Below are 12,991 nucleotides of genomic sequence, written 5' to 3'. Positions count from 1 at the left end.
ATCGTTTTTTTAGTTGTGCTATCCAAACTGCGAACAAATTCATCAAATAATAAAATCTTCTGGTTTTCATCCGAATAGGACTCCACGCTGAATTTTTTTATAGATGAGGCTTCTTTTTCCGTAATATTCAAGGCTTCAGAAAGAGCCAAAGAATCTTTAGATTTTGCCAACTCATTGTAAAATCCAACATTATTATAGAGTTGTTGAACACTATTAAAATTAGGTTCAATGACCATCGTCGAAATATATTCAGGTTCCTTTTTAAAATCTATAATGGCACCTATAATTAAGCCTATTACAACAACCGCAACAAATTTTACAAAATGCCTTTGGATGAAGAGTAAAAACAACAGAATTACTCCAAATATTCCTGAGAATATTCGTCCTATAAATCGAAAAAACCGGTCGAAAGCATTTCCAATTAATTTAAACAATTGTCCTAAATCTACTTCGTCAGAAGGTTGTGGTTGGGGCAAATCTTTATTCATAAATTCAATTAATTAAATATTTGTTGTAATATTTTTCTAGTTATTAAATAGGTTGGTTTCACTCCCGTAGTTCCTAATCCGCCAGAGGCTAAAGTACTTCCTGTTTCCAACGGATTATCGCTGGCATAATACGCATATCTGACCTTGACGTTAGGATTGATGCTCTTACGTACTTTAGAAGCCGCCTGAATTGCTTTTTGGTAATGTGCACCTTCCATTTCCAGGCCGATGACGTTCCACGTGGAATTATAAAAGAATTTTAAAATCTCTTTATTTTGAAGGGAGGTCCCTAAAACGGTAATCATTGCGCCTTCATACACATCAATGCCATGACCTTCAAGATCTGCTTTTGACAACTCGTTTTCCAACGGATAATTATCTGCTGTTCCTTCAAAAATATGCGCTGAAGGAATCATAATATCTCCTTTTCCGCCTTCTAAAATTCCGGCTTTCCCCATAATGGAAATCGAATCGATATTCAGATGGATTGGCTTGCCATCAACCTTAATTGGCTTTAGCAATTCATCAATAGTTTCATAAGCTTGCTCGCCAAAGGCATAATCCATGACAAAAAGCACTGGTTTTTCTGAAGCTTCAAACACTTTAGTGGCTTCTAAATCGGTTTTATGAAAATCGATCTTTGCGGTATCAAATATTTGAACGTCAATATTAGTTCCTGAAGTATCGGGAATATAAATCATGCCATTTTGTAGGGCTTCTTTAGTCACTTTATCGCGTAAGCCTTGATTTTCCTTTTGACTTAAATCCTCATAGACTTCAAACATGTTCTTTTTTGAAGCTAAAGCCTTAAGAGCTTGAGGTGCAAAAATAGAGTTCATAACACTGTGCATGTTCGCACTGATCACATGAATTGGTCGGTCTATAAGTCCGTTTTTTAATAAGGCTTCCTTAATGGTGTCCGCCCAAATCTCTCCATGAATATGATGACCTAAGCGCTCTCTTAATACGGGACTAAAAGTTACGGTTCGTTTATTGTTATTGACCACTTCCTCAATGGCCAGCTTCCCAAGCCAATAAATTAAATGCAAAAAGCGCTCTGGTTGGTGTGGCAAGGCAAAGGAACCGTACATGGTGGTAATTTCATGAAAGGTCCTGCCCAAAATATTAGCGGTATGCGTTATGGCAATCTCTCTATCCTGTTGTGATAATTTTTCTTTGGAAAGGACAGCTTTTTCAAGCTTAACCCAATCGCGCGTCGTTGTTCCTTCTTCATCCAAAAGCACACGCTTGCTTATTTTGTGCGATTCCACAAACATAAAAGTCAAGTGGGTAAGGATGTCATATATTTCAGAGCGACCTCGCGTAATTTCAATGTTCATTTGCTCTTCGTCAATTCGGAAACAATTACGTCGTCGTTTAGGCGGCACTATGGCTTTAAAGTGTGAATTGCTATAACCTTCATCACTCGTCAGATTGATAAACGTACATTCTTCTATGCCATACGGCAACCGATCCACAACATATAGCAAACCTTCTAATTCTGCTTTTTCTTCTCCAATAGATCCGTAAATTTCAGGCCTTAATTGCAACAGCGACTCGCGAAGTGTTTCCCCAGAAATACCCATCGGTTTGTAAAATCCACGATTAAACAAATGACGCATAGTAATATACATTCGTTCAATAGAGTTAGAACTTTCTTGGGCTCTGGTTCTGGCAAGAAGTTTTTTATTCATAAATAAGTATTTAACCTACAAATATAGTATTAATATGTTAAATTTTGTTGCCACAACGCATCGGCAATTTTTCGGTCGTTGGAAAGTCGGGGCAATTTATTTTGGCCTCCCAATTTTCCTATGGACTTCATATAGTCCTGAAAACCGTTCTTTTTGACCTTCGAAATTTTTAAGGGTTGCAGCACCTTGCCCGTAATCAAATCAAAATAATAACTGTTTTGCTTTTGAAGTGACATCTCAATCTTTTCTGTCAATTGAGATAGATTTTCAGGTTCATTTTCAAACTCAATAAACCACTCATGATAAGGCAATCCGCTAGAAGGATTAATTTGTGGTGCCACTGTAAATTCTGACACTTGAATGTTTGAACCTTCAATGGCTTCATTGAGGGCTTGCTCCACTTCCTTGCCAATAACGTGTTCTCCAAAGGCAGAAATAAAATGCTTGATACGTCCGGAAACTATGACGCGATATGGCGCTAATGAAGTAAACTCCACCGTATCGCCAATATTGTAGGCCCACAATCCCGCGGTGGTTGAAATGATCATCACATAATTAGTGTTCAATGCCACGTCTTTGATGGTAATTCGCTTTGGATGTGCATCGAAAAACTCGTCGGCTTTGATAAACTCATAAAAAATACCAGAATTCAATTGCAAGAGCATGCCTTTTTCATGCTGCTGATCTTGATAGGCAAAAAAGCCTTCACTGGCAGGATACAGCTCTATGCTGTCTACCTTACGACCAATCAGGCTTTCAAATTTTGCGCGATAGGGTTCATAATTAACACCACCAAAAATGAACAAGTTGAAATTCTTAAAAACCTCGCCAACTTTTTTCCCTGTTCTTTGGTTGATTTTTTCGAAATACATCTGCACCCAAGATGGAATTCCAGAAATAACGGTCATGTTTTCAGGCAAAGTTTCATCTATAATGGCTTCTACTTTCGTTTCCCAGTCTTCAATACAATTGGTTTCCCAAGAGGGCATTCTATTTTTTTGAAGATATTTTGGAACAAAATGTGCCACGATGCCTGATAAGCGACCTAATTGAATACCATTCTTTTCATCTAATATGGGGCTGCCCTGTAGAAAAATCATCTTTCCATTGACGAAATCAGCCTTTCCAGTTTCTGCAATGTACAGGAGAATGGCATTTCTGGCCGCTTCAATATGTGTGGGCATACTTTCTTTAGTGATGGGAATATATTTCGCGCCTGAAGTGGTGCCCGATGTTTTAGCGAAATAAATAGGCTTACCCTTCCATAGAATATCTCGCTCTCCAGCAACAACCCGTTCCACATATGGTTTGAGTTCTTCATAATCACGTACAGGGACACGCGAAACAAAATCTGAATGGGATGTGATGTTCTTAAAATCATGATCTTTACCAAACTGTGAGTTTTTCGCCTCATCCATTAGGTTTTTAAACACTGTATTTTGTGTTTCAATAGGATTATTTGCCCATTTCATAACCGACTTTCTAGTTAGGAGCGCAAAGGGTTTGGCTAATGCCGATTTTAGTGAGAACATTATTTAAAATCTATAAAGTTGGTTGGATTGATTGGATAACCTTTGCTCCATAACTCAAAGTGCAAATGCGGCCCTGTGGTATACTCTCCTGTACTTCCTGCCATAGCAATGACTTCCCCTGCTTTGACCACATCACCTTGTTCTTTGGTCAAGGATGCATTATGTTTATATACCGAAATTAGTTCATAACTATGCTCTATGATGACCACATACCCCGTTTCTGCCGTCCATTCGGCAAAAATAACGGTGCCATCGGCCGTGGCCTTAACGGGGGTGTTTTTGGCAACAATAATATCTACGGCATAATGCTTTTCCTTCACATTATAACCTTCTGAAATGTTTCCATTTACTGGAGGAAACAGCACGAAATTGGAGGTTGAAATGGCCGATTCAAAAAGGTTATATTTATCTTCCTTATCTACTTTTTCACGTAATAACGAATCCTGTTTTGAGGTTTTGATGCTTAAATGAGCAGTTTCCGCATTCGCTGCTCTTAGAATTGAATCTTTGTTAAATTCAACCGTTTTGACATCCCCTGTTAGGACACGCCTAATCGAACTAAAGTACTTTTCGTTGACATCAATAATATGCTGCAAGGAATCGGTTTTAAAACTCAGGGAAATGGCTTGCCTTTTTAACTTGGTTGAAGAGTATCCGGGAATAAACTCTCTTAAGGGCGTAAATGCAATTAAAAATATGGTGGCTGCCACAAGCAGAATACTGGTTAAGGATACAATAACGAAAACATTTAAACGGGTCAGTTTAATGGCAAAGCGTTCTTCAAACGTATCTTCATTAAGCACGACCAAACGGTACTTATGAAGTAATTTCTTCGCGAATTTCTTTTCTTTTTTTCTTGTTGTCATGACGAACAAAATTAAATAAAATTAAGGCAATCGCTAAGGTGTTTCATCTAAAGTTTATTTTTAACGTTTAAATTAAAGTTTAATTATTAAATTTGCAGTTCAAATTCAATGTTATGATAGCATCAAATATTTTTTTAGCAATTGGAGCACCACAAATAATCTTGATTGTGGTAGTGGTATTACTTCTATTTGGAGGAAAGAAAATCCCAGAACTTATGAGAGGTTTAGGAAGTGGCATTAAAGAATTTAAAGATGCCAGTAAGGAAGATAGTGATGAAAAGAAAACATCCACTAATAAAAACGAGTAATTATTTCCTATAAAAAACAAAAGAGCCAACTTAATCGTTGGCTCTTTTTGTTTATTTAATCTTTATGGATTTTATAATGGATTCCAATTCAAAAATATTGTTCCGTTTTTCGACCGAAGGGGCAAAAACATAACCTTCAATGACCACATAACGGTTATTGGCCTTATCTTCAATGGCATAGTTTATAAATGGCCCAGACATAAACGCATTTTTAACGTCCCAAATACCTTTGGTTTCATAAGTTGGTTTACCATTTACGGTAGTTTCGTATAAATACGGCGTATAAGCATCCTCAGTGATCATATACGAACCTTCTACAGGTCCTGGGATATGAACCTCTCCAATAGAATCTCTCATCCTTATGATGTCTAAAATAGTGCTGTCTCCTTTTCTAATGGAATTAAGCGGTACCTCATAAATCATAATATCCATGGTACCGGTAGGAATGTCTTTCCTGATCCAAAAGAAATCCTTGTCCTGTTTTGCAATTCTATAGGCGGTTTGAAAATTTAATTTAACACCTAAAGCTTTTTCAAGGGGCGCATCATCCATTAAGGATATTCTAATGCGGCGTTGGTTTTCCTTTAATTCTTCCTTTTTAAAAGCGGCAATAATTTCGTCGCCATGGGTTTCCAATTGATTATTGATTTCCTCATCTGTTTTTCCTGAAATGACCACAACCGTTTGAGGTCGTGCATACACATCGTTTTTTATGGTCATGCCTGCTTCGCCACCTTTTTCAATTTTAAGAATGCTTCTGCTTTTGGTTGCAAAGCCATTAAAGACCATAGGTGGCATTTGGTTAATTGAAAATAACGGCTCATCTTGACTGAGCGCTGGTACGGGAGCCGCGACTACATCTCTGATGGTCTCTCCTACACTATCATCCCATAATAGGTTATCTACAACCACCAAAAGGGTGTTAATGTTTCCTGAAGATGCAGAAATAATTCGTTGATCTTTACTTTTGTTACAAGAAGTAAACAAGACGAAAGACAAGGCAATGGCATAAATGATTTTCATGGTTTGGTTTTTAAAATTTATAACACTTAGCGCGAAACTTTGAGTGTTGTTCCTACTTTTAAATTGTTACCACTAATACCGTTCCATTCTTGAATATTTTTGATAGAAACTCCAGGAAATTTATTCGATATGCTCCATAACGAATCTCCCGCCCTGACTTTATAGGTTTTTGCATTGCTTGAAACACTGGTAGTACTCGTTGATTTTGTTGTGGTATTGGTCACTACCTTTGATGATGAAGTTACTGGTTGTGTTCGATATACGGTCAAGCGTTGTCCTATTTTTACCTCATTACTCCGCAAACCATTCCACTGTTTTAACTGCGCTACTCGTACATTAAATTGCCGTGCTATTTTTCCTAAATTATCACCAGAAACCACTTTGTAAGTCGATTTAGTTTCTGATTCAAAAAGTTGAGGCAAAGGTTTTTCGCGTTTATTCATTTCATTGGTTACAAACTCATAGATGCTGGTCTCGTTGTTTACAAACTTTCCAACGGCATGACGTGGCAATCTTAGGGTATAATTGGCACCTTCAACAAACGGAATAATATCTAACTTATAATGCGGATTTAAAAACTGGAGTTCTTCCATAGGCAACTCTAAAAGTTCAGAAACCTGATCGAGGCTGATCATTTGTTTCACGTGGATCGTATCCGTATCAATGTATCTGAAATCTGGACGGTATTTTTTAAAACCGTGCTCCTCAGCATATTCAAAAATATACATTGTGGCTAAAAACGCAGGTAAATAGCCTGCTGTTTCTTTAGGCAAATATGGTCTGATATTCCAATAATTTTCATAACCACCTGAGCGACGGATGGCTTTACTGACATTTCCTGGTCCACAATTGTAAGATGCTAAAGCTAAATCCCAATCGCCAAAAATCTCATAAAGCTTCGCCAAGTATTTACTGGCCGCCTCAGTTGATTTTAGTGGATCACTGCGCTCATCGACATAGCTGCTGACGTTTAAGCCGTACTGTTTCCCCGTAGCAAACATAAATTGCCATAAACCGGTAGCACCTACGCGAGATTTTGCCCTTGGTTTTAAGGCCGATTCAACAATGGCCAAGTACTTAACTTCCAGCGGAATATTGTAATTATCCAACTCCTTTTCAAACATCGGGAAGTAATAATCGCTCAAAGACATCAGACGTTCTAAAGAATTACGTCTATTTTTTAAGTACGATTTGATAACATTTTCTAAAGCAACATTATACTCAATATTGAAAGGTGTTTTTGAACTTAACTTATGAAGTCGTGCTTTTAAAGTATCAGTAGGCAATTCAGGATAGTCAACAGCGTCATATTTTAAATCGGTCACAGATTGATAAATACTGTCAAACAATTCGTTACTGTACAACTCGTCCATCCATTTTTGATCAAACTCCGATGCCAAATGGAAATCTTGTATTTTTAAGGCCGTTAATGAGTCTCCAACGGACTCGATTTCATTTTCAACTAATGCTTTGTCATCGCTAATGGATTCCATAGGAGTCGAAACGGTTTTTTCTGGTGCTTTGGCTCTGTCTTTTTTATGCGGTTTGACTTGCGAAAAGCCAAAACCGCATATAAATAAAGCACCAAAAGTTAGGGATACTATCTTTTGGTTCATTAGAAAAGGTTTTATTAATCAACGATGTGTTGATTAAAATCGTACAATAATATCTAAAATGTTGATAGAAAACAATAATTTAACAACACAAAATGCATTTGGTCGTTCAAATTAAACATTTTATCTATATTTTGAATTAATTTTAAAATTTACTTAATCTAAGATTGCCGCAATTCCTGGCAATATTTTCCCTTCCAGGCTTTCCAACATCGCGCCACCGCCCGTACTCACATAACTCACTTTATCTTCAAAGCCGAACTCCTTAACCGCTGCAACGGAATCACCTCCACCTACAAGCGAAAAAGCTCCTTTTTCAGTGGCTTCAGCAATGGCATTACCAAGCGCAATAGTGCCTTTGGCAAAATTTTCCATTTCAAAAACGCCTAAAGGACCGTTCCATAAAATCGTTTTACACTGAAGCACCACGTCATGAAAGTTTTGGATGGATTGTGGACCAGCGTCCAAGCCTTGCCAGCCATCAGGAATATGGGTAACACTTACAACTTGGGTATTGGCATCGTTACTAAATGCATCGGCCGCCACAACATCAACAGGAAGGTGTACTTTAACATTTTTAGCTCTTGCTTTCTTTAGAATTTCCAAAGCCAGTTCCATTTTGTCATCTTCGCAGATAGAATCCCCAATACTTCCGCCTTGCGCTTTTACAAAGGTAAAGGTCATTCCGCCACCAATGATTAAATGATCAACCTTGTCCAATATATTTTCAATAATGGTAATTTTAGAGGACACTTTAGCACCTCCAAGAATTGCCAAAACAGGCTTTTCGCCATTTTCCATGACCTTTTTGATACTTTCAATTTCTTGCTCCAACAAATAGCCGAAGTACTTCTTATTTGGGAAAAATTGAGCAATTACCGCCGTTGAAGCATGCGCACGATGTGCCGTTCCAAAGGCATCGTTGACATAAACATCGCCAAGTTTTGATAGTTTTTCAGCAAAATCCTTATCTCCTGCCTCTTCTTCATTATGAAATCTCAGATTTTCCAGTAATAGAATTTGACCTGATTTCAAATTATCTGCCGCTGTTTGCGCCTCTGCACCAACGCAATCTGAAACAAAAATGACATCAACGCCTATAATTCTTGAAATCTCATCTTTAATATGCTTCAATGAAAACTCATCCTGTACACCTTTTGGTCGTCCTAAATGTGACATTAAAATGCAACTGCCCCCATCTTCCAATATTTTGATGATGGTAGGTTTCGCCGCAGTTATTCTCGTATCATCCGTCACCTTGAACTGATCGTCCAACGGCACATTAAAATCTACTCTGATAAGTGCTTTTTTATCTTTAAAATTGAAATCGTTTAGGGTTTTCATCGGTATTTGTTTTTTATAGAATGGAAACAAATGTAACTAATTCCGAAATGATTCTAAATGCATTCTGTTAGGAATTGGTATTCTGCCGATTTAAATGGAAAAAAATACATAGTTTTGCGACATGCAATTCACTACTGTTTTAGGCCAAGAACACCTCAAAAATCACTTAACCCAAAGCGCGGACAATGGCCGTATTCCTCATGCACAACTGTTTGTTGGCCCTGAAGGTTCGGGTACTTTAGCAATGGCTATTGCTTACGCACAATACATACTTTGTGGCAATAAAAATTCTGAAAATAAAGGCGGCAATGAAAGTTGTAACTTAAAGTTTAAGAATTTATCGCACCCTGATCTACATTTTGCCTTTCCTGTGGCCATTACGGATAAGGTTAAAAAAAACCCGGTCTCAAACCATTTTATGGAAGAATGGCGCCAGTTAATTAAAGAACAACCTTACGGCAATCTATTCGACTGGTACCGCATCTTAGGAATTGAAAATAAGCAGGGACAGATAGGTGTTGACGAAGCTTTAAATATTGTAAAGGCCTTGTCGTTAAAGTCTTATGAAGGAGGTTACAAAATCATGTTGATTTGGATGGCAGAAAAGATGAACACTTCGGCAGCCAACAAGCTTTTAAAACTTATAGAAGAGCCACCAGCCAAAACCGTCTTTATTCTTATCGCGGAAGATGCGGGGCAAATCCTTAGCACCATCCGATCGCGCTGCCAAATTTTAAATTTTCCGCCATTGGCTGAAAAAGTGATTGTGGAAGCCCTTCAAAAAAATTACCAACTTGATGAAAGCACGGCCACAAAAATCGCCATTCAATCCAACGGAAATTATAATAAAGCCTGCGATTTAGTCTATAATGATTCTGAAGATATTCAGTTTGAAGAATGGTTTGTGTTTTGGATCAGAAGCGCGTTTAAAGCCAAGGGCAACAAAGCTGCCATTCATGATCTCATCAGCTGGAGCGAGCAAGTGGCAAAAACTGGGCGTGAAACACAAAAGCAATTCCTGCTATTTTGCATCGACTTTTTCAGACAGGCCTTGTTAATGAACTATAATGCCAATCAATTAGTATTTATGGAGCCTAAAACCAAGAATTTTAAACTAGAAAATTTCGCACCGTTCATACATGAAGGCAATATCATGGACATTAGTCAGGAACTTGAAGATGCGATTTACCATATTGAACGCAATGGAAATTCAAAGATCATCCTAACCGATTTATCTATTAAACTGACGCGGTTATTACATAAAAAAGCCAGTTAAAAAACTGGCTCTTAGCTGTTAATACATTATTTTGTAAGAAATTTCCTATTTTTTATCGGCGTTAAGTGCTTCTAAAATTTCTTTAGTCACATCTTGACTTTCTTTTCCGTACATCACACTACCAGCTTCATTACTTCCTAAGATAAAAGTGTAACCGTTTTTCTCTCCGTAATTTTTAACAAAAGCTCTTACAGTTTTGATAAGTGTATCAATTTGAGTTTGACCTCTTCTTTGAATCTGTTGCTCTTCCATTTGTGATTGTTGTTGGAAGTTTTGGTATTGTTGTGCTAAGGCTTGGTATTGATCTTGAGAGCTCTTTTGAACCATTTTAGGATCCTTTTCCTGCAATTGTGCTGCATGAGCTTGAAAAGTTTGACCTATACTATCCACTCTTCTATTAAAGGCTGCGATTTCAACTTCAAATTGCGCTTCAATATCTTTTTTCTTTTGATAATCGTTAATCAATTTGCCGTTATCAACAAATCCAATTTTTGTTTGCTCTTGGCATGATGATAACATCACCAAAGTTAATAGAGCGATAAAACCTTTTTTCATTTTTTGTGTTTATTAAAATTTTGCTGCAAATGTAATAAAGTAACAGATAGTTTTGCGAAAATAAACGTTATAGTTTAAATTTATAGTTAACTGTAAATTAATTAATTTTTACTATGAAAAAGCAGTGATTTTAAATTGGTTTTTAGCGCGTTTTAGAGAAACGGACACATAAACCTTAGGGAGCCCGAAAAACATCCTTTAAACATCTTAAAACGGCGTTTTCTCGTTCTTTAAGACGTAAATCAGAGAAGAATACTCACTTGAACTCCTCGCTTTCCAATTTGAGCGCCATCCGTTCCAAAATCCTTTAAAGAAATTCATTTTACCAGATTTATATTTTTCAGAAAGCAAGCTCACATAAAACGCATCAAATTTCATTGGAACAGTTTTTTCCAAATTCATATTGACGCTAACTCCAAGCTTTTTTATCGCGTCCTGACTAAAATGCCAAAGATGTCTTGGCACATCATAAGCCGCCCAAAACTCTTTATACAATTTGGCGTCATAACTTTTATAGTTAGGCACCGCAATTATGAGCACACCATCGGGTTTTAATAATTTTTTGAATGTTTCAAAATGCTGTTCAAGATTAGGTAAATGTTCTAACACATGCCAAAGCGTGATGACGTCAAAACTATGCGCTTCAAATTTTGAAAGTTGATCCGTGTCAAAAACAGCGTTACTTGTTTTATTATTGGCAATGCTCCTAGCCTGCTCATTCGGTTCAATTCCTGAAATTTCCCATCCCGCATGAGCTGCGACTTGTAAAAAATCGCCAGTACCACATCCTATATCAAGAAGTGTTTTCCCATTTTCCGAATCCTGATTGATGAGTTTCAATTTCTTTTTTAATGCAATACCTTTTACAAGATGGTAAACTTTTTCAAAAGCATTACGTTTGGCATCGGTATGCGAAATGTAATCTTCACTTTTATAATACTCCGGCAATTTATCCGAAGATGGCTGCGGAAAAGTTTCGAGCAGGTCTAATTCGTGGGTATATAGCAATTCGAAATTCTCTCCAGAAACAGAATGATCTGTTACTTTTATATAGGTTCTTTTTTGGATGGGATTCGACACGATGAAAATGCTATTTAAAGATTGAATTAGTGAATGCGAAATTAAGGAATAGAACGAATGTATTCCAACATTCTTGAGTTACTTTTTTGGATTTGATTTATAGAAGTGGATTTATGTTCGAAGCCATTTTATAGAATTTAAAGACATTCTATCCTGACTACTTTGTAGCTTTGGGAAAATAATAATCGGTTTTTTTTGACACGAATTACACTAATTAACTCGAACCAATTAATTGGAATTTATGGAACACATATGACGTTGATTTTTTATGTTAGGCGCTGATTTGTCTTGGAATCGAAATTAAATAATTTACAGATATTCTATCATAACAACTTTGCGCCTCTGCAAGAATCATAAAATCTGTTTTTTGACACGAATTTCACTAATTATCTCGAACCAATTAATTGGAATTTATGAAACACAGACCTGCCCGTCCGGTCAGGCGGGTGACGCTGATTTTTTATGATAGGTACTGATTTGTGTTGGAATTGAATTTAAAGAATTTACAGAAATTCTGTCTTAGCACCTTTGCGATAAACATAAAATCTATTTTCTCACATTAACTAACAAGAACGATCTGATTGGAATTTATGAAACGTGGATGGCGCTGATTTGTTTTCAAGGTAAATTTCACGGTTTTACAAACATTCCAACGTGGCGACTTTGCGCCTCTGCGAGAAACATAAAATCTGTTTTTTGACACGAATTGCACTAATTATCTCGAACCAATTCATTGGAATTTATGGAACGCAGACCTACCCTTCCGTTCAGACGGGTGAAATGATTTTTTATTATAAGAGCTGATTTGTGTTGGAATTGAATTTCAAAGATTTACAGACATTCTATCTAAGCGACTCTGTGCCTCTGCGAGAAACATAAAATCTGTTTTTTGACACGAATTTCACTAATTATCTCGAACCAATTGATTGGAATATATAGAACACAGACGCGGATTCTTTATGATCAGCACTGATTTGTTTTGGATGCGCATTACTATAATTACCAATTGAATTCAAGGACTAATTAAATCAATTCAACATTTAGATAACCAATCCAGAATAAAAAATAAAAATAATCCATAGATAATATTCCAACGTTCCACGTGGAACACTTCAAAATATTTCAGATTTATCTGCCCATATATACCAAAAGCACCGATACATCACTTGGCGACACACCACTAATTCGTGACGCTTGTGAAATAGTAACCGG

General features: G+C 36.9%; 10 protein-coding genes and 1 pseudogene. 2 read left to right on the top strand and 9 right to left on the bottom strand.

Translation table 11 applies throughout. From position 1 onward, the window contains the following. The 4 genes and pseudogenes from ABIQ28_RS00720 to ABIQ28_RS00705 all read right to left on the bottom strand — a co-directional run. Positions 1-488, bottom strand: a pseudogene (locus ABIQ28_RS00720) (hypothetical protein); the annotation flags it as partial. Positions 489-496: 8 nt separating this feature from the next. Then, entirely contained in the window at positions 497-2,182 is a 1,686-nt protein-coding gene (locus ABIQ28_RS00715) for a hypothetical protein (protein ID WP_348034831.1), read from the bottom strand. A 29-nt stretch (positions 2,183-2,211) separates the two neighbouring features. Beyond that, positions 2,212-3,714 carry a GH3 auxin-responsive promoter family protein gene (locus ABIQ28_RS00710; RefSeq protein ID WP_348034830.1) on the bottom strand — a complete coding sequence of 501 codons (1,503 nt, stop codon included), beginning with the start codon at positions 3,712-3,714 and terminating at the stop codon, positions 2,212-2,214. Next, positions 3,714-4,580, bottom strand: a complete 867-nt coding sequence (locus ABIQ28_RS00705; protein ID WP_348034829.1) for a M23 family metallopeptidase — start codon at positions 4,578-4,580, stop codon at positions 3,714-3,716. The genes ABIQ28_RS00710 and ABIQ28_RS00705 overlap by 1 nt, the downstream gene beginning before the upstream one ends. A gap of 113 nt (positions 4,581-4,693) precedes the next feature. Here ABIQ28_RS00705 and ABIQ28_RS00700 point away from each other — a divergent pair, with 113 nt between their 5' ends. After that, positions 4,694-4,888, top strand: coding sequence for a twin-arginine translocase TatA/TatE family subunit (locus ABIQ28_RS00700; RefSeq protein WP_348034828.1), 195 nt, complete (start codon positions 4,694-4,696; stop codon positions 4,886-4,888). A gap of 51 nt (positions 4,889-4,939) precedes the next feature. Here ABIQ28_RS00700 and ABIQ28_RS00695 read toward each other — a convergent pair whose 3' ends face one another. The 3 genes from ABIQ28_RS00695 to ABIQ28_RS00685 all read right to left on the bottom strand — a co-directional run bounded on the left by ABIQ28_RS00695 (position 4,940) and on the right by ABIQ28_RS00685 (position 8,868). After that, complete coding sequence (locus ABIQ28_RS00695) at positions 4,940-5,911, bottom strand: DUF4837 family protein (RefSeq protein ID WP_348034827.1); 972 nt, start codon at positions 5,909-5,911, stop codon at positions 4,940-4,942. A 26-nt stretch (positions 5,912-5,937) separates the two neighbouring features. Next, entirely contained in the window at positions 5,938-7,527 is a 1,590-nt protein-coding gene (locus ABIQ28_RS00690; protein WP_348034826.1) for a LysM peptidoglycan-binding domain-containing protein, read from the bottom strand. A gap of 153 nt (positions 7,528-7,680) precedes the next feature. Beyond that, a complete protein-coding gene (locus tag ABIQ28_RS00685; RefSeq protein ID WP_348034825.1) occupies positions 7,681-8,868 on the bottom strand; it encodes a phosphoglycerate kinase in 1,188 nt (395 codons plus the stop codon). 121 nt (positions 8,869-8,989) lie between these two features. Between ABIQ28_RS00685 and ABIQ28_RS00680 the strand changes: the two genes are divergently transcribed. Further along, entirely contained in the window at positions 8,990-10,144 is a 1,155-nt protein-coding gene (locus ABIQ28_RS00680) for a DNA polymerase III subunit delta' (protein ID WP_348034824.1), read from the top strand. Positions 10,145-10,189: 45 nt separating this feature from the next. Here ABIQ28_RS00680 and ABIQ28_RS00675 read toward each other — a convergent pair whose 3' ends face one another. After that, complete coding sequence (locus tag ABIQ28_RS00675; RefSeq protein ID WP_348034823.1) at positions 10,190-10,699, bottom strand: OmpH family outer membrane protein; 510 nt, start codon at positions 10,697-10,699, stop codon at positions 10,190-10,192. A gap of 207 nt (positions 10,700-10,906) precedes the next feature. After that, positions 10,907-11,779 (bottom strand): class I SAM-dependent methyltransferase, encoded by an 873-nt coding sequence (locus tag ABIQ28_RS00670; protein WP_348034822.1) that lies wholly within the window; start codon positions 11,777-11,779, stop codon positions 10,907-10,909. Positions 11,780-12,991 lie beyond the last annotated feature (1,212 nt).

The organism is Gelidibacter sp., from assembly GCF_039916245.1.
Taxonomy (GTDB): domain Bacteria; phylum Bacteroidota; class Bacteroidia; order Flavobacteriales; family Flavobacteriaceae; genus Gelidibacter.
Note: the sequence above shows the minus strand (reverse complement) of the source record. Positions and strands in the feature narration are given on the sequence as shown.

What these genes read in the sequence shown, in the direction of transcription:
- ABIQ28_RS00715 (WP_348034831.1), bottom strand. Translation starts at nt 2,182, where the DNA reads ATGAATAAAAAACTTCTTGCCAGAACCAGAGCCCAAGAAAGTTCTAAC.
- ABIQ28_RS00710 (WP_348034830.1), bottom strand. Translation starts at nt 3,714, where the DNA reads ATGTTCTCACTAAAATCGGCATTAGCCAAACCCTTTGCGCTCCTAACT.
- ABIQ28_RS00705 (WP_348034829.1), bottom strand. Translation starts at nt 4,580, where the DNA reads ATGACAACAAGAAAAAAAGAAAAGAAATTCGCGAAGAAATTACTTCAT.
- ABIQ28_RS00700 (WP_348034828.1), top strand. Translation starts at nt 4,694, where the DNA reads ATGATAGCATCAAATATTTTTTTAGCAATTGGAGCACCACAAATAATC.
- ABIQ28_RS00695 (WP_348034827.1), bottom strand. Translation starts at nt 5,911, where the DNA reads ATGAAAATCATTTATGCCATTGCCTTGTCTTTCGTCTTGTTTACTTCT.
- ABIQ28_RS00690 (WP_348034826.1), bottom strand. Translation starts at nt 7,527, where the DNA reads ATGAACCAAAAGATAGTATCCCTAACTTTTGGTGCTTTATTTATATGC.
- ABIQ28_RS00685 (WP_348034825.1), bottom strand. Translation starts at nt 8,868, where the DNA reads ATGAAAACCCTAAACGATTTCAATTTTAAAGATAAAAAAGCACTTATC.
- ABIQ28_RS00680 (WP_348034824.1), top strand. Translation starts at nt 8,990, where the DNA reads ATGCAATTCACTACTGTTTTAGGCCAAGAACACCTCAAAAATCACTTA.
- ABIQ28_RS00675 (WP_348034823.1), bottom strand. Translation starts at nt 10,699, where the DNA reads ATGAAAAAAGGTTTTATCGCTCTATTAACTTTGGTGATGTTATCATCA.